General features: G+C 64.7%; 9 protein-coding genes and 1 tRNA gene. 3 read left to right on the top strand and 7 right to left on the bottom strand.

The annotated features are described in order from the left end of the window. Positions 1–7 precede the first annotated feature (7 nt). From ACWCSV_RS32500 to ACWCSV_RS32490, 3 genes are read right to left on the bottom strand one after another with little or no spacing between them, the layout of a single operon-like run. Positions 8–3,151, bottom strand: coding sequence for a type I restriction endonuclease subunit R (locus ACWCSV_RS32500; RefSeq protein ID WP_451148467.1), 3,144 nt, complete (start codon positions 3,149–3,151; stop codon positions 8–10). Then, positions 3,151–4,398 carry a restriction endonuclease subunit S gene (locus ACWCSV_RS32495; RefSeq protein WP_451148465.1) on the bottom strand — a complete coding sequence of 416 codons (1,248 nt, stop codon included), beginning with the start codon at positions 4,396–4,398 and terminating at the stop codon, positions 3,151–3,153. Before ACWCSV_RS32495 ends, ACWCSV_RS32500 begins: the two co-directional genes overlap by 1 nt. Then, on the bottom strand, positions 4,395–6,140 hold the full coding sequence (locus ACWCSV_RS32490) for a type I restriction-modification system subunit M (RefSeq protein WP_451148463.1): 1,746 nt from the start codon (positions 6,138–6,140) through the stop codon (positions 4,395–4,397). Before ACWCSV_RS32490 ends, ACWCSV_RS32495 begins: the two co-directional genes overlap by 4 nt. A gap of 532 nt (positions 6,141–6,672) precedes the next feature. Here ACWCSV_RS32490 and ACWCSV_RS32485 point away from each other — a divergent pair. From ACWCSV_RS32485 to ACWCSV_RS32475, 3 genes are read left to right on the top strand one after another with little or no spacing between them, the layout of a single operon-like run. After that, positions 6,673–7,830 carry a restriction endonuclease-related protein gene (locus ACWCSV_RS32485; RefSeq protein ID WP_451148461.1) on the top strand — a complete coding sequence of 386 codons (1,158 nt, stop codon included), beginning with the start codon at positions 6,673–6,675 and terminating at the stop codon, positions 7,828–7,830. Then, on the top strand, positions 7,827–11,171 hold the full coding sequence (locus ACWCSV_RS32480; RefSeq protein ID WP_451148459.1) for a hypothetical protein: 3,345 nt from the start codon (positions 7,827–7,829) through the stop codon (positions 11,169–11,171). Before ACWCSV_RS32485 ends, ACWCSV_RS32480 begins: the two co-directional genes overlap by 4 nt. Further along, positions 11,165–13,846, top strand: coding sequence for an RNaseH domain-containing protein (locus ACWCSV_RS32475; protein ID WP_451148457.1), 2,682 nt, complete (start codon positions 11,165–11,167; stop codon positions 13,844–13,846). Before ACWCSV_RS32480 ends, ACWCSV_RS32475 begins: the two co-directional genes overlap by 7 nt. Before the next feature lie 58 nt (positions 13,847–13,904). Here the strand turns inward: ACWCSV_RS32475 and ACWCSV_RS32470 are convergent, their stop codons facing one another. The 4 genes from ACWCSV_RS32470 to ACWCSV_RS32455 all read right to left on the bottom strand — a co-directional run bounded on the left by ACWCSV_RS32470 (position 13,905) and on the right by ACWCSV_RS32455 (position 17,366). Further along, positions 13,905–14,543, bottom strand: coding sequence for a site-specific integrase (locus ACWCSV_RS32470; protein ID WP_451148455.1), 639 nt, complete (start codon positions 14,541–14,543; stop codon positions 13,905–13,907). 734 nt (positions 14,544–15,277) lie between these two features. Beyond that, positions 15,278–15,350 (bottom strand) — tRNA-His (locus ACWCSV_RS32465). Between the two features lie 179 nt (positions 15,351–15,529). Next, a complete protein-coding gene (gene orn / locus ACWCSV_RS32460; RefSeq protein ID WP_451148453.1) occupies positions 15,530–16,135 on the bottom strand; it encodes an oligoribonuclease in 606 nt (201 codons plus the stop codon). Between the two features lie 10 nt (positions 16,136–16,145). Next, positions 16,146–17,366 carry a helix-turn-helix domain-containing protein gene (locus ACWCSV_RS32455; RefSeq protein WP_451148451.1) on the bottom strand — a complete coding sequence of 407 codons (1,221 nt, stop codon included), beginning with the start codon at positions 17,364–17,366 and terminating at the stop codon, positions 16,146–16,148. Between the last annotated feature and the right edge of the window lie 102 nt (positions 17,367–17,468).

Genomic DNA, 17,468 nt, shown 5'->3' with positions numbered 1-17,468 from the left:
CCCGAATCTACGAATCCACCCGCTGATCGAGCGCTGCTTCGTAGAAGGCATCCGCAAGGGCGACGATGATCGCGTTGATAGCCGGTCCGTCGGTGAAGAAGTAGTCAGCCATCGTGTTGTGGGCGTCCTGGTTGTCCGCGACCGCCTCCGTAACGGCCGCTTGGAAGTCCTGCGACTCCACGAACTGCTTCTTGGAGTTCACCTTGGTCTGCTGGATCAGGTTGGGGTCGGCGAGCAACCGTTGGACGAGGCCCTGTACAAACTCCCTGACCTGGGACGCGGCAAACGATTCGGCGCCGAAAAGGTCGTTCATCTTGTCTATGACGACCTGGAGCGCGACGTACTTCGGATCCTTCTTCGTTCCTGTGCCGGCGGCGCTGATGCCCTTCAATTGCCCGTCGCCCACGAGCGAGATGTCGACCGCAATCGCCTTGTTGTGCTTGACCCCGACCAGCACCACATCGGAGAGGTCGACGTCCGCCGCCCAAGCTGCCTCGGCGATAACCTTCTCCAGCAGGCGCAAGAAGATCGAGAGCATCTCCATGTAGGGGTCGCCGTAATCGACGATCTGGGACATGAAGTCATAAAGGCGTACATAAGTGGATACGTCCTTACGGAAGAGGTCGAGCGCTTGGAGCGTGACCCTGTCCTCTTCCTCGATCGCCCGCGCGTAGCGGCGTCTGAAGTCGTGCTGCGCCGGGCTGATCGCCGCCGAGAGCGCATTGTTGCCCTTCCGAGTCACCCACAGTTCGGCGACCTTGCGGACGTCGGCCTCGGAGTAGATTCCGGCCTGGGCCAGCTTGTTAGCCAGGTGGACGACGACGTATGGATCGGTCTCGGTTTCCAGGGTCGCGTTCTTGAAGTACGGCTCGAAGGCTGCCTTGATGTCCTCGGGCCTGTTGGCGAAGTCGATGACGAACGTCTTGCGCTTCTGCTCCCCACCAGCGGTGCGGTAGGTGCGGTTGAGCCGCGAAAGCGTCTGTACCGCGGTGACGCTGGGCAGCTTCTTGTCGACGTACATCGCCGAGAGCAAGGGCTGGTCGAAGCCGGTCTGGAACTTGTTGGCGACCAGCATGATCTTGTACGTATCGCCCTTGAACGCGGCTGCCAGATCAGCCCCTGCGCCCGGATTCATGTTGGCCTCGGTGAACTCGTCATCCTTCGACGGCTGCGGGCCCCAGTCGCTGTGCCAGGTCTCGTCCTCGGCCATCGTCACCCCGGCGGAGAAGGCGACCAGGGTGCGGTAGTTGTACGAAGCGTCCTCGGCGCGCCGCTTGGCGATGTAGGCGTCGATGGCCAGCTTGTACTTCACGACGGACTTGCGCGAGTCGGTCACCACCATCGCCTTCGCCTTGCCTTCGAGCAGGTAGGCGACGTTGGCATGGAAGTGCTCGACGATGATCTGTACCTTCTGGCTGATGTTCGTCGGGTGCAACTGCACCCACCGCATCAGCCCCTTACGCGCGGTGGCTTCCTCGACTTCTCCTCCGTTGCTGCTCTCCGCCTTGCCCGCGATCTTCAGCGCGGTGTCGTAGTGCTGATAGCCCTTGAGTACGTCGAGGATGTAGCCCTCCTCGATCGCCTGCTTCATTGAGTACAGGTGGAACTCACGCGGCTTCCCGGTGGCGTCCTTGCGACCGAACAGCTCGAGGGTTTTGTTCTTCGGCGTCGCGGTGAAGGCGAAGTAGGAGATGTTCTCCGACTCGGCCCGCTCGGTCATCTCCGAGGCCAGCACTGCCTCCACATCGACCTCACCGCCCTCCTCAATCTCCTTGACCTCCTCGGCCGTCAGTACCTGCTTCAGCTTCGAGGAGATCTGGCCTGACTGGGAGGAATGAGCCTCATCGGCGATGACGGCGAACCGCCTGCCCTTCAGGCCGGCGTCGGTCCGTATCTCGTTCAGCGCATACGGGAAGGTCTGCACCGTCACCGCGATGATCAGCTCACCGTTTTTCAACGCACGCGCCAGCAGCCCCGACTTCGACTTCGCGCCAGCCTTGCGGACGTCCTCAGGGCTAATAGTCGCGACGATCTTTCCAGTGCCGTCGATCTGCCGGATCGCATCCTGCAGCTGGGAGTCGAGTACGGTGCGGTCCACGACCACGATGACCGTGTCGAAGACCTTCTGGTCATCGACATGCAGCCGCGCGAGCCGGTGGGCTGTCCAGGCGATGGTGTTCGTCTTCCCCGACCCAGCGGAGTGCTCAATCAGGTACCGCTTCCCGACGCCCTCCTCCTTCACCGCCTCGACGATGCATGTGACGGCCTCCCACTGGTGGAACCGTGGGAAGAGCATGCTCGTACGCCGCACCGAGGTGCCGGTGGCGACGTCCCACTCCTCCTTGGTCTGCACGATCATCAACCGCCCGATGATGTTCAACCAGGCGTGCTTCTCCCAGACCTGTTCCCACAGATACGCCGTCGACGACCGTCCATCTACGCCAGGCGGGTTACCGGCACCGCTGTCGAAGCCGACATTGAACGGCAAGAAGTGGGTCTTGTCCCCCTCCAGCCTCGTGGTCATCGCCGCCAGGTCGTTCGATACTGCGAAGTGCACCAGTGCCCGGTGGCCGAACGACAACAACGGCTCCGGTCGTCCGTTCGTCAACGGACTGCGATCCTGCTTGTACTGGTTGACGGCCTCGTCCAACGACTGGGTGAAGTCGGTCTTCAACTCCACCGTGGCCACCGGAAGCCCATTGATGAAGAACACCAGATCAATGCTGCGCTGGTCAGCGGTCGAGAAGTGCACCTGCCGCACCACCCTTAGCCGCATCGCCTCGTAGTGCGCCGTGGTCGTCTCGTTGAGCGACGTCTCCGGACGGAACTGCGCCATCTTCAGCCGACCACCGCCGATGTACTGAACCCCGTTACGAAGGATGTTCAGCGTCCCACCACCGTGTTCCAGCGGTCGGTCGAGCGCTGCGGCCAGCACGTCGAGGAATTTCGCCTGCGACCCCGCCGCCTTCAACGCCTTATCGTGAGCAGCCTTCTGCGTCGCCTGCAGCCACATGAACAGATCTGCGGGGAACAGCGCCCGCTCCCGGTCGTACTCGCCACCGTCATGGTCAGTTGTCGAGTAAAGCCAGCCGTGATCTTTTAGGTACTCGCAGATCTCTGTCTCGAAGACCGCCTCGTTGTGGTCGGCCATCACGCCACCTCTCGTACATCGATCTGCCCTGCCACTGCCGCCGCGACCAACGCCGAACGCCGCTCTGTGGAGAGCTCAATGAACCGTTGGGCCTCAGCGATGAGCAGGTCGATCTTTGTGGTCTGCTCATCCAAATACGCGGCAATCTTTCGCTGCTCATGGATCGCTGGGAGCGGGATGGGTGTCCGTGCCAAGGTGCCTAGGTTCAGGCGGCGGAACGTTGCACCCATGATCTGATAGTCCCAATATTCAGCCGTCTGCCGTGACAGAAGTGCCCACACGAAAAATCTCGTCATGACGAGATCCGGCCGCAGTGCAACTCGCACCGTATCTTGCGTCAGATTCGCACCATCCAGATCGGCCGATACGACAGCCACCTTCCCGTAGGCTGGTCCGATCGAAACGACCACGTCACCCCCCTTGAGGGTCGACCGTTTGTATGCGCTCGCAATCTCAGGTGCTGTCGTTCGCAGTGCGTCCTTTTTCGGGGATCGACCTTCACCCTGGATGTCCGACGGTCCGATGTATGCAACCCCACCGTCGACCGGCTCACCACACTGCAGAATGCCGTAGGTCATCGGACGATTATGATCGACTAGTCGTCGCACCTGGGTCCGCTCATGGCCATCCAGAGCGTCAGCGACTGTGGCCGCGCGACGCTCTCTAAGCAACTCGATCAATCGCCGTTGCTCCTCAATGAGCATGTCGATGCGGGCCGTCTCGCGATCGAGGTAGTTGGTGATGGCTCGCTGCTCCTCCAGGGGAGGCACCAGCAGCGGGAAGTTCAGCAGATTCCTGTCGCTCAACGAGGGCACCGCGCCCGGATTGACCAGATAGTCGAACTTGACCTGAGACATCGCCCAGAAGAGGAACCTGGACTCAATTTCTTCAGACGGAGTCAAGCCGGCCATATTGTTATCAATGCAAGCATCGACTGGAAGGGTCCGAACACGCCCGAGCATTAGTGCGGCACCCACCTTCGCATACACGAGAGTGCCTGCCGGGAAGACCGTCGCACCAAGCTGTTTAGCGGTTTCAAAGCTAATCGAGTTATCCGAATTTCCCAGAATGCCCTCGCGGCTTGCCTGCCCAAGATGCTTCACCTTATAGAACGGCAGATCAAGTCCGGTTTGCCCCTGGAGAGCCGGCGGAAACCCTGAGCCAGATGCCGTGCGCCCGAGACTCCAAATGCGGCGGCGCGCCCAACCCGCCCGGTTAATACCTACCCACGGTGCGATCTCACTCATCCTTCGACCTCCTTCAGTAGATCGAGGATCCTGGCTACCTGCTTCTCAAGATCCTCGTCGATCTGGGCGAGCGGGCGGGGCGGGAGGTATTTGTAGAAGTGACGGGTGAAGGGAATCTCGTAGCCGATCTTGGTCTTTGACCTGTCGATCCAGGCATCGGGAACGTACGGCTTCACCTCTGCGTCGAAATACGCCTGAATGACCTCGCCCTCTGCCGCCAAGCCAGCTGTCGAGTTGCTGTAGGTGAAGGGGACGTTCTCGGTGTCGCGCTTTTTTGAATCTGGCTTCAGGTTGCCCTTGCGGTCGGTGATCGGCTTGCCATCTTTGTCCATCAGTGGGCGCTCGACGGTGATGGTCCAGTAACCGAACTCGTCGTTGCGCAACACCTTCGCGAGGTCGGGATCAGCCTCTTCGAAATCGGCGTGCAACTGCATAACCTTGGCCTGATCGGCAACGCTGATCTCGCGGTTCTTCGAGCCGAGGTTCTTACGCATCTTAGTCCAGAACGATGAGCCGTCGATGAGTTGAACTTTTCCTTGGCGGGCGGGGTGCTTGGCGTTGTCAAGAATCCAAATGTAGGTGGGGATTCCGGTATTGAAGAACATATTGATCGGCAGTGCAACGATTGTCTCGACCAGGTCGTTCTCCAGCAGCCACCTGCGGATGTTGGATGGGCCGGACTCGGCTCCGCCGTTGAACAGCGGGGAGCCGTTCATGACGATGCCGACGCGGCCACCGCCGTCCTCGGGCGCACGCATCTTGTGGGCCAAGTGGAGCAGGAAGAGCATCTGGCCGTCCGAGGTCGCCGGAAGGCCCGGCGCGAAGCGGCCGTAGGGGCCTGCGGAGTCACGCTCCTCTTTGATTGCCTTGGCGTACTGCTTCCAGTCCACTCCGTACGGCGGGTTGGACATGGAGAAGTCGAACTGGCGGCCCTTGAAGGCGTCGTCAGTGAGCGTGTTACCGAAGGCGATGTTGGTCGCGTCGTGGCCTTTGGCGAGTAGATCGGACTTGCAGATGGCGTACGACTGCGGGTTGTATTCCTGACCGAACAGGCTGAGCTTCGCATCGGGGTTCTGCGCGAGAAGGTGTTCCTCGGCTAGTGAAAGCATGCCGCCGGTGCCGGCGGTGGGGTCATACATCGATCGGATGATGCCACCCTCGGTCAGGTCGACGTCCTTCTCCGCGAAGAGCAGATCGACCAACAGACGGATCGCGTCGCGCGGCGTGTAGTGGTCTCCGGAGGTCTCGTTCGCGGCCTCGTTGAACTTGCGGATGATGTACTCGAAGGCGTCGCCCATGTCGGAGTTCGACACCACATCGGGGTGGAGGTCGACAGCGCCGAAGGACTTGACGATCTCGCGCAGGAGCCCTGCCTTTTCCAGGGCCAGGATCTCCTTCTTGAAGTCGAAGAACTCGAACACGTCCACGTCGGTGGAGAACCGGTCGATGTAGTCAACGAGGTTGTCCGCCAGCCCGTCCGCATCGGCCAGCAGGTTCGCGAACTCGTAGTTGGAGGTGTTGTAGAACGTTCGTGCCGTAGCCCTCTTAACCTCAACCTTGAGCCGGTTCGGGTTCTCATACCTCGCAGCCAGATCCCGTACTGCCGCGCGGTCCGGCTCAAGGATGCAATCAAGCCGTCTCAGGATTGTGAACGGGAGGATCACTGTCCCGTACTGATTGGGGCGATATGGGCCCCGAAGCTGGTCAGCGATTGACCAGATGAAGCTACCGAGCGTGCTCACAAAGTTCCTCACGAGAATCGTCTAGCAGTGGCGATCACTTTGCCAGAGACGGCAGCCACCCTTCCATCGTTCCACTGCGAGGCCCTGCACCCCCGTGCCTTCCGGCCCGGGGCGTGCACCTGTTGCCGGAGTAGAGGATTTGGTAAGGCGTTGAAGGGAGGGCCTCTGCGGCCTGACATCGTCGCGAGCCGTCAGACCGCCTCAACGCCCCTGGATCAGCAAGGCCGCCTTCTCCAGGCCGGCTGCCGAGGCGAGGTGAACCTCCAGGCGCCCAGCCGCGAGTTCCCGTTGCCACGCGGGCCTCGAGTGGAGCCGCGGTTCAGCCGCCGCCGACGGTAGCCCGCACGATCGAACACTCCAGCTCCGCGTCATTCATGTGGGAAATCCGATGGATGTCATGATTTGGAATGAAACATGAGCGACACGCCTACTTTGCGACTTTGTTGTTCTGCCCGGATCGATCCAGGCATGATTCCTGTCACACAAAACTCTCTGTCAAGGACACTCAGTAAAGTGAGATGGAGGAGTGACGGTGCTTGATGCTGTCTCGAGCCGACGCCGCACCACCCTGGTCAGTGCTGCCATCCGTATCGGTTACGCCTGGACGGTCCGCCGTGACGAACCGCGGGCATGGCGCGAAATCATGAGCATGACCGGTGTGGTCAACTCGCTTCTCGGCCCTGGCAGGGCGGCGCTGACGCCGACCGAACTCGTTGACCAGCTGTCGCGAGACCCCTTGCGGAAGATCGCCCCCGAGGTGTTTGAGGGCGATCCTCTGGGGTGGCTGACGGTCCTGGAATGGGGCGAGCTCAGCGACGACGTCTACTCCGACGGGTGCTCGGCGATCATCTCGCTGCTGGAAAAGGGCGACCGCGGGCGGGGGTGGATGCCCAGTTGGACATGGCTCCAGCAGGAAATTGTGCAGAACGAGGCGTTCCTGAAGATCAAGACCGATGCGAGCGACGCGGACTATGTGGCCCGTCGACGGTTCGTGATCGAGTATCCGGCCGGCGAGCTGGAGACGATCGCCGACCAGTGCAGCGAGGCGGGGATCCAGCCTCCCGTCCACTATGCGCCGCTCCCGCCGGACCGCGTTCATGAGGGGCGGTACTGGTGGCCGTGTCCAACGTGCCGCTGGCCCATGCGAGTCAGTGGAGCGTCGGTGCGCTGCAGCTATCGGGCGCACAACGCCGAATACGCCATCCGTAGCCTGGAGGACGGCCGGCCGCCCAAGCTCCGGCCGCGTGACGACACCGTAGGCCGTCAGCCTGCGGCTCGGCTGTTGCGGACTGAAGGTGACCGGCGGACGGTGTGCGTGGATCTGCCAGCTTGGCGGTACATCGTCGTCCCTGGTGTCGATGAACTCGCGCTGTACAAGAAGTGGCACGGCAAGCCGCTCCTGGATGTCAGCCTGTGGCCGCACCAGGACGCTTACGACCTGAAGTTCACCATTGAGTCGCTGAATTGGACGTTGGCTATCGACCTCAAGGACGTTGCTAGTGCCAGCGCGCTGGCCGACGAGATTGCCAGGAAGCCGCTGGCCGCGAAGACCATTGTCCTCCCGGACCATCGGGGCATCGCGCAGCGCCAGGAGCTTCAGGACCTTCTGCCCGACTACACCGTGCTGAGGGTCGAGGACGTGAACCGGATCGTAAGGAAAAAGCTGTCCGAGGCAAGGCGTTCCCTGTGACCGACGCGCACGAGTTCCTCAGCGAGAGTGAGTCCAGGCTCCTGCCCCGCGTCATCGCCTGTGCCAGCGCCTGCGCGCAGGTGCACTTCCCTGCGGACGGACGAGCGGGGACCGCTCTCACTGCTGCCCAGTTTCTGCTCACTGGAAAGTTCGACGCCTGGGACCAGTACGCCAGCCTTTCGCTAGAGGACCAACATCGACTCAGTCGGTTGTTGCGTCATCGGACCAACGAACTCGCTAACGAGACCGCGTTCCGCAACCACGCGTCCGACTACTACCTGAGAGGCGACATCCCAGGATTCCGGTTGCTCGACGACGAGGAACGAGTGAGCGCCCATCACGGACTCGACCCTCGCCATTGTGCCGACCGGCTCCTGACCGAACTGGACGACATCCGGGCCTCGCAGCTGGTCTCCAGCCCAGTAGCGAAGCCAGGGGACTACACCCACATGCTGCGTGTGCCGATGGCCGGACGCCAGAGCGCCCCGGTGCTCGCCTACTACCCCTTCGATGAACGCCATGCCCCGCCGCCGGCACGGACCGAGCGTCTGCGTATCGCTCCCGAGCTTGTGGAAGCAGTGCTCAAGGTCGAGGACTTCCTGGACCTGAACGCGCAGCTCGATGAACCGCCCGGCAAGGCATTCCGTGTGGAGACCCTCATCCCCTTTTTCGGAAAGATGAGGACCCTGCGGGGCGAAGCCGTTGGAAAGGCGCTGAAACTGCCCGCGGGCACGACACGAGTCCTGAGCGCGCCCACGGGTTCGGGTAAGAGCGTCATGCTCCGGAGCTATGGATCCTGGGCGGTTCAGGAGGGGCACACGGTCGCCCTGGTTGTTGACACCAACGCCAACGCCTTGAAGCTCGCTCACGCCATCGAGCAGGACCTGGAGAAGTTGGACATCCCGAAGCGACTTGGGGTGGGTCCCTCGGAGGTGGTGGTCCCGCTCATGTCGCCGAACAGTCTCATGCGGGAACTGGAACGAGCGGTCAAGGGGTCGGAGAATCCCGAGTACGTCGACTGGGTGTTCGCTCGCATCGGTTACTCCTGCCAATTGCCCGCCTTGGCTTCGGTTGACGAAGAAGTCGACACCTGGGTACCCGGCGGGGAACCGTGTACCAGGCTGACCCCGGTGCGCCCGGAACGGGGCGAACCGTACCGGAGCATGCCGGCCCCGAAGGTCTGCCCCTTCAAGCAGAGTTGTGGCAAGTTCCGGCTGGCCCGCCAGGCATGCTCGGCACGGATCATCGTCACCACGCATGCCAACCTTTACGCGGGCCGTATGCACATCCCACTGGAGCTGGACGACGGGACGGTGAACGAGAAGGTCAGCGTGGAACAGTTCATCATGGGCCGCTGCCAGGTCGTCCTCATCGACGAACTCGACGCCTTCCAGTCGACGGTGATGGACCGATCCGGGCGCGGGCTGACCCTGGCATGGGGAGACCGCGGACACGACCGTCCGCTGATCGACGTGGACACGCAGCTCGTCAGTGCCTTCGGTCGATTGCCGGCGGCCCTGGAAGAGCGGACGCGCTCGAACGTGTCGGAGTGCAGGCGCTTGGCGGAGACCTACACGATGCACCTGTCCAGAGGCGAGCTGACTCTCAGCGACCAACTACCCGACGAGCCGGGCCACAAGCGCCGTAAGAGCGAAGGGAGTAGACGTTGGATCGTGCCGCAGCGTTGGGACGGCTGGCTGACCAGGCATCTGGCGGCCTTCTTCGTGAACGACTCCGCCCAGGTATCCACCGAACCTGATCCACTGCCGAGCCTGGGCACGGCAGCTCTCCTGGACGCGGTCTGTGATCGCAAGGTCGCGTCGTATCTACTGCCAGAGCACCTACGAGAGTTCGCGCGGGCGATCCGGGCCATCACGGCCACCATCGACGCTGCCGGAGTCCTGGAGCATGTACGCGGCGAGCTATTCGAGATGCTCGTCCCCTGGATTCCCGCGACAAAGACCCGGGCCGCAGTCATCGACCGGCTGGTACGCAGGATGTTCCTCGTGCCGCTCAGAACGATGTTGTACGGCTTCGTTCACGACGCCCCGCAGCTCAAACTTGCCGGGGTGCCGGCGGCAGAGGAGATCGCTCAAGCTGTAGGCGGCTACGAGAGCTGGCGCGCGATCCCGCACGGCCCGCTCGGTCGGCTGGTGTTCGCCTTCACGGAAGACCACAATCCCAAGTCGCTCCAGGACACCAAACTCAGCGCTGCCGCCTTCGGCGGCGACCCCCACAACTACATCACGTCCCTCGGACAGATCACCGCCCTGGCTCAGGCGGGGCACCGGCGGGTGGTGCTCGGACTGTCGGCGACCGCCTACATGCCGGGGGCACATCGGCACCATATTCACGCCCAACCCACGTTCGTCGTCCCTGACGAGGGCTCCGAGGTAACCATCGACGCCCGACCCATCCCCGGCCTGGAAGGCGAGCTGATTCGGATCTCGGGGCTGTCCGGCAAACAGAGGCGCGAAGCCACCAGACAACTCGGTATGAAATTGTGGAGCGAGCTGTCGCGCGAACTTGAATCCCTTGCAGCAGAGAACATGCCTGGCATTCAGGATGCGATCCTGCTCGCCACGACGTCCTACCAGAGCTGTCGCGACCTGGCCGAAGGCATGCGTGCAGCCGGCGCACCCCCGGGCTTGATCGCGGTCGCGGTGCGGCCAGACGCTGACGCAGGGACGACGGACAGGCAGGAAGCCGACGACCGGCCCTGGATCGAGATCGCCGGAGACCAGCTCGAGGACTTCGGTGCCCGCGCCCACACCCGTATTCTCATCGCCCCGCTCAAGCGTGCCGAACGCAGTCTCAACATCCTCTCGCCTGGCCAACGACGCTCCCGCATCGGTTCCATCTGGCTTGCTGTGCGGCCCATGTCGATCGTCGACGACCCTGACGAGCTGCTGGCGCACGTAGGGGCCCGGGCGCTGGACGATCGGCGCGCCCACGCCCACCCTTGGACCGAACTGGACCGATCCAAGAAGACCGCCGGTAGATATTTCGACGAGCTATTGGGCAGTCGGCGCTACTTCAGCGCGCTGCCGTATCGCGCCAAAAAGGCAATCGCCGCGGAGCTCATCGCCTCCATCATTCAGCTGGTGGGCCGCGCCCGACGCGGTGGCACCCCCGGGCGGCTGCGGCTCGTCGACTACGCGTTCCTTGATCCCAAGGGCAACTCCGACCTACCCGGCCTCATTCGCCAGCTCCGCGCCGACTGGACTCGTACCGGCGAACTCGACCTCATGCTCAGCACCAATGGCGCCGCCCTCAGGGCGTTCTTCACCTTCGCCGACAACCACACTGCCACTCGCGACTCCCTGGACACCGCATGCTGACCACCCTGGCCTACCTGTTGGACCCCGAGCGTCTCGGCTCCGCGGTGTTTTACCCGCTGAGTGAGGACTTTGCTCAGGCATGGAGCGAGCTGCCGCGTTTCCGCGACAGCGACAACGCCAAGCCCTTGCGCCCCGCCTACGCCGGCCTTGCCACGGCGCTGTCCGCCGTGACCAACCAGCCAGTCGTCATCATGCCGGACACCCTCGACCAGCCCGAGGACGATCTCGCCGTCCCCGCGGTTCTGGTCACCACTGCCTCCATCGAACCCCGCCTTCTCGCCCGGGCCGTGCGCAGCTGGGAACGGCACATCCGAGGTGGAGCGGACGACAACATCCTTGCTCCCCTCCTGGCGCAGTCCGAAAAGTACGAGCGCGCCCTCGGGTCTTTCGTGGTGAACGCAGACTCGGGACGGCCCCGAGCACCGCAGTGGTTCTACAAAGTCGCGGCATGGAATTTTGCCGCAACCATCGCCAAGACCTCGCTTCATCTTCCCGGTGCCTCAGCTCCGAGCGGCGGACAGCGCCTGAACTGGCTCATGGACACCAAGGGCAGCCTGCTCGCCTGGGACCACATCCTGGAAGGCAAGACGGAGAGGCCGGCGAGGGTCGGCTACGCCATGCATAAACTCGACTTCCGCGTCATTACTCTGCCCGGTGAGTCCCGGATCGGGATCCACGTCCTGCCGACCTTCAGCAGGCTCGCCACCCACTGGGCCAGCACCCGCACCGCGTTCGTCGCCCGCGGCAAGGACACCGTGCTGCGCCTGCCCGTCGGCCACCGCCGCACAGAGGAGGGCTGGGAGCCCTACACGCGAAACTTCGCCGCACAGGTCGTGGAAGCCTGCAAGCTTGAGGCCATCAACCTCGGCTCCAACGAGACGCTGGCCACCATGGAAGGCCCAGTACGCGCTCTGGTCCCCGGCCCGACCGAGCATCCGCTCGGCAAGGGCACCGGAACCCGCTTCAACCTCTACCTCGCCAACCACATCAAGAAGGCAGCCGCCAAGCTCGGTGCTGAGCAGGTCGCGTATGAGCGCACCAATGTCGAGGTGACGCGCACCACGAAGGGGCCGGTAGTACGGGAGGACCTCGACCAGGCACTGAGTGGGACGGGCCACGATCAAGTCCGTGTACTCGCCCTCTACGACGACGAGTACACCCGCGAACGTATGATCACCGCCCTGACCCCCTACCTCGAAGAACCGGCGCAGGCAGCGGACTGGGACGACAACCACGATCACCAACTCACCGAACGGCTGTGCGTCCGCCTCCACCGCATGCCGGCGCTGGTCTCTCCCACTCCCGTCGACTGGGACGTGGAACTCGCCTTCATTTCCGACCTGGACCGCACCGCCCTTACCGGCGTATGGGTCGAGACGGTCTGGAATCCAAGGAAGCGCACCCCCCGCCGAGGCCAGACCCCGGACCGCTACGACCCGAAACGAGACCTCCGCAGGCACTTTCACCGGCGTGGCATGGTCTCCCAGTTCGTCGCCCAGCTCCCACGGCCCAAGCCCCCCAAGCTGGAAGATGCGGCCGAGGCAACGCAGGTCCTGGACCTCCGGATGCTGGAAGCCGAACCCGAACTCGTGGCGCAGGCTGACGGTGAAGCGGCCATTGAGGACAACGTGGACGGCGCAAAGCCCAAGCGAACTCGTCCTCGGGTGGACTATCCGGCTATCAACGGACTCCGCGATCTGTTCCTGCGTCTTGGAGCGGTCGATGGACGCCTAGCCCACGGCGTCCCCCTGGACCGTCCCATGATCCTTGTGGGCCTGCACTTGCGCCAACAGAGGGTCAGTACCAAGACGTTCGGAGCCGCGAACAAGACTCAGATGGTCGAGGTCTTCACCGCCCTCCACACACACCCGGATCCGCAACAGCCCTGGCGGATGGAGATGTACAACCGCCACACGCACTCCTGGCAGCCCCTTCCGCAAGGGGAGTCCGCCTTCGGCGCGGGACCGATCGGTGTGGAAGGACATGCCCGGCACAAGGAGGGCGCAGGGCTGGTCCGCGAGCACGTCAAGGCGGCATTGCGCATCCTGCCCCCCCAGACCCCACTCGTCATCTTCGTGGATACCGAAGCCTGCCGGACCATCTGGTCTGGGTTGCAGCACGCCCAGCTCGGTGATGGCCCTCTCCCAGGAGATGGCCTTGACGACGGCCGCCCGATCGCCGTTGTCAGCATCAACACTTCGTACGGTGAGGTTCCGACCCCAGCCGATCGCTCCAACGCCCGGCGCCGTGATCCGGAGCGGCCCGCCGCTCCCGACGACTGGCTGTACGAGCGCACCACGGCAGGCACCAAGGTCACCAGTTGGTATCTCGCCCAGAAGTCCCGCACCTACGACGGTTTCGGTCAGACCAGCACCAACGGCAGCACATGCACCCGCTTCACCATCCCCGAAGAGCTTCAAAAGGCTCTGCTCCGTAAGGACTGGCACAGCTTTACGGCGACCCAGATCACCGTGCCTCGGCCGGACGGCCACCAACCACAGGACCTGGCTGCGCTAGCTGCCGCACTCTGCCATCAGTCCCTCGCCTGGGACGCCCGTACTCGCCATCCAGTCCCCCTCCACGTCGCAGGCGCGGTCGACCGAAACCACCCGGAGTACCGCGGTGTCAGCTTCGAGACCGAGGCAGCAGAGGAGAGCAGCGAGGATGCATCCTGACCGGTCCGACGCACGGTCTCGCGATGCGTAGGCCGCTCGTAGGGCCACCGGACGTAGCTCAAGCGCTGACCAGCCTCAGGCCGTGATCAGACGGCGGGCGGCCTCCCATGGCCGCCTGCACGGCGGCACTGATGTCCGAGTCGAGCGACCGGGCCAGGTGACCGTAGCGGTCGATCGTGGTCTGGATCGACTCGTGGCCCAGCCGGGCCTGGATCGCCGGTAGAGGGATGTTCGCGGCCACCAGCCAGGCGACGTGGCTGTGCCGTAGGTCGTGGATCCGAGGTCGGCGGGGGAGGCCGGTCTCCATCGCGGCAGCGACGGCGGGTATCCATTTCCGGTTGTAGAAGTTGGAGTGCCTCCAGGCTTTGCCCGTCGGCGTGCGGAAGAGGAACGTCTCCGGTGGCATCCCCTGCGTCAGCCTTCGGGCAAGGTCCACCTGCGTCGGGGCGAGCGCGACCAGACGGCGCGCCTTCCTCGTCTTCGGGGGCCCGAGGAAGAACGAGGACTGCGCGCCCCTGGGCGACCTCTTCCAGGCCCTCTGGACGTTGACCGTCGGCCCGGGGCCGCCCAGTCGAAGATCTTGTACCTGGAGGGCCGTGGCCTCGCCCCACCGCATGCCGGTACCGATCAACCGGTCGGCGAGGTCTCGCGCCGCGGGATCGGTGAGGTGCGTGCGGAGGAGTTGGTACTCCTCCATGCTCCAGGAAGACCATCTCCTCGGACGTCCCGTCGTCGACACGAGGAAGGCGGGTGTTCGCGCAGCAGTTCTTGGTGCGCAGTGGGGGATCAGCATCGATCGCCGCCTGCACGATGCACCACAGCTGGCCGTACCGATTGGCCGTGGACTTCGGCGAGGCGGGGCGACGGACCCACCGCCCTGGCTTGGCGTCCGGCCGGCCCGCTTCCTGAAGCCGAACCCAGTCCTGGACGTCGTCAGCGGTGATGTTGCCGATCGTGGCCGACACCACGAGTCCCGATCGGGTGGTGTGCACCATGAGGGAGATGTGCCGGTCCACCTCGCGCCGGTAGTCGTCCCGGGTCCGCGGGTCGATGCCGGTCAGCCGGTCGACGTAGCGCCGGGCCCAGTCGGTCAGGGGCACGTCGTCGGGGTCCTGCTCGGGCTCGACGAAGCCCTGGCCGGGAATCCATCCGTAGGGCCACTGCTGCTTGTGGGCGTCGACCAGCTTCCTGAACGTGTCCGCCTGCTCCGGGTCCTCGAACCTCTCGGCTTCCCAGGTGCCGCCGCGCCCTCCCTGGAGCCAGCGGACCTGGAAACTCGCCGTCCCGTCCTTGCGGACCCGCTCCCTGATCGTTGCCATGGCGCAGACGGTAGGTCGAAAATCCGGCCGCGTTTGGCCGTGGTTTGGTCGGCCCAGGACACGAAGAAGCCCCTGATCTGCGTTTCCGCAGATCAGGGGCTTCCCCTTCAAGGGTGAGTAACGGGACTCGAACCCGCGACATCCTGGACCACAACCAGGTGCTCTACCATCTGAGCTATACCCACCATGTTCGTCCGGGCGTTTCCGACCGGCCGAGAAAAAGTGTACAGGGTTTTCGAGGGTGCTCGCGCCACCTTTCCGTGGCCCCCTCCGCAGCCCCGTCCACAGGCCCTCCCGGGCCTGTGAACAGGGGTTTCGCAGCGGTGCGGGCGGCAGGCCCCACTGCTCGGCCGAGCGGCAGGCCCTACTTCTCGGCGGACACCACGTGGCGGGCGGCGATCTCCTTGGCGCGGTCCGAGTCCGGGCCGGGCTGGGGCACGAAGACGGCCTCGCGGTAGTAGCGCAGCTCCGCGATGGATTCGCGGATGTCGGCCAGTGCCCGGTGGTTGCCGCTCTTGTCCGGGCTGTTGAAGTACGCCTTCGGGAACCAGCGCCGGGCCAGCTCCTTGATCGAGGACACGTCGACGATGCGGTAGTGGAGGTAACCCTCCAGTGCCTGCATGTCGCGCGCGAGGAAGCCCCGGTCGGTGCCGACGGAGTTTCCGCAGAGCGGTGCCTTGCCCGGCTCCTTCACGTGCTCGCGCACGTACGCCAGCACCTGGGCCTCGGCGTCGGCCAGGGTGGTTCCCCCGGCCAGCTCGTCGAGGAGGCCCGAGGTGGTGTGCATGCGCCGCACCACCTCGGGCATCGTCTCCAGGGCCGCGTCCGGCGGGCGGATCACGATGTCCACCCCTTCGCCGAGGACGTTCAACTCCGAGTCGGTGACCAGAGCCGCCACCTCGATGAGTGCGTCGTCCGTCAACGAGAGCCCGGTCATCTCGCAGTCGATCCATACCATGCGGTCGTTCATGGGCCCCACCCTACGGGGCGCTCCGCTGTCCCGGCAGGGCCGGGCGCCCGCCGGTGTAACCGTCCGGGCTCCGGTCCGGCCGGTCCGGGAGGACCGGCGTGCCCGGGGACGCGGCGAACGCGGCCAGCCCCGCGGAGCCGGCCGGCATCCTCCGTACCGAGGACGCGACCTGTGCGGGCACCACCGCCTCCACCGCACCGGGCTCCGGCCCCGACCCCGGACGCCGGGCCCGGTAGGCGGCCCGGTACGCGGCGGGGGAGGAGCCCAGCTGACGGCGGAAGTGACCGCGCAGCGCCACCGGCGAACGGAAGCCGCAGCGGCCCGCGACCTCGTCCACCGAGTAGTCCGACGTCTCCAGCAGCCGCTGCGCCTGGAGCACCCGCTGGGTGATCAGCCATTGGAGCGGCGCACTGCCGGTGAGCGAACGGAAGCGGCGGTCGAAGGTACGGCGGCTCATGTACGCGCGGGCCGCGAGCGTCTCCACGTCGAACTGCTCGTGCAGATGCTCCAAGGCCCAGGCCACGACCTCGGCGAGCGGGTCGGAGCCGATCTCCTCGGGTAAAGACCTGTCGAGGTAGCGCTCCTGACCGCCGCTGCGGCGCGGCGGCACCACGAGCCGGCGGGCCAGCGCACCGGCGGCCTCCGTGCCGTGGTCCGTCCGCACGATGTGCAGGCAGAGGTCGATCCCGGCGGCCGTGCCCGCCGAGGTGAGCACGTCACCGTCGTCGACGAACAGCTCGCGCGGATCGACGTGCACCGACGGATAGCGCTTCGCGAGCGTCGGCGCGTACATCCAGTGCGTCGTCGCCGGGCGGCCGTCCAGCAGGCCGGCCGCCGCGAGGACGAACGCCCCCGTGCAGAGCCCGACGATGCGGGCGCCCTCTTCGTGGGCGCGGCGCAGCGCGTCGAGCGCCTCGACCGGAGGCGGGGAGGTGATCGAACGCCAGGCGGGCACCACCACGGTGCCTGCCCTGCTGATCGCCTCCAGGCCGTACGGCGCGGTGAGTTCGAGGCCGCCGGTGGTGCGCAGCGGCCCTTCCTCCCCGCCGCAGACCAGCAGGCGGTAGCGCGGTACGCCCGCGTCCTGCCGGTCGATGCCGAAGACGGAGAGCGGGATGGAGCTCTCGAAGATCGGGCCACCGCTGAACAGCAGTACGGCTACGACTTCCCGGCGTCGCCGCCCGGCCAACTTCCGTGCGGCCTCCGTTGCGGATGCGGAGTCCTGGCTCATGACGCTAACTGATGGTTTCAGAATGAGGTCGCAAGGCGGCGAAGGCGTGTGGGGTGCCGGCCGGATGAGGCGAGGCTCCGTCCGGTCTGCCCCATGCAGTTC

This window comes from Streptomyces sp. NPDC001770 (assembly GCF_053596135.1).
The sequence above is the reverse complement of the archived record's forward strand: the minus strand, read 5'-3'. Positions and strand labels throughout refer to the sequence as shown.

Coding starts and splice junctions, on each gene's coding strand:
- ACWCSV_RS32470 (WP_451148455.1), bottom strand. CDS start 14,543: ATGGAGGAGTACCAACTCCTCCGCACGCACCTCACCGATCCCGCGGCG.
- ACWCSV_RS32495 (WP_451148465.1), bottom strand. CDS start 4,398: ATGAGTGAGATCGCACCGTGGGTAGGTATTAACCGGGCGGGTTGGGCG.
- ACWCSV_RS32500 (WP_451148467.1), bottom strand. CDS start 3,151: ATGGCCGACCACAACGAGGCGGTCTTCGAGACAGAGATCTGCGAGTAC.
- ACWCSV_RS32475 (WP_451148457.1), top strand. CDS start 11,165: ATGCTGACCACCCTGGCCTACCTGTTGGACCCCGAGCGTCTCGGCTCC.
- orn (WP_451148453.1), bottom strand. CDS start 16,135: ATGAACGACCGCATGGTATGGATCGACTGCGAGATGACCGGGCTCTCG.
- ACWCSV_RS32455 (WP_451148451.1), bottom strand. CDS start 17,366: ATGAGCCAGGACTCCGCATCCGCAACGGAGGCCGCACGGAAGTTGGCC.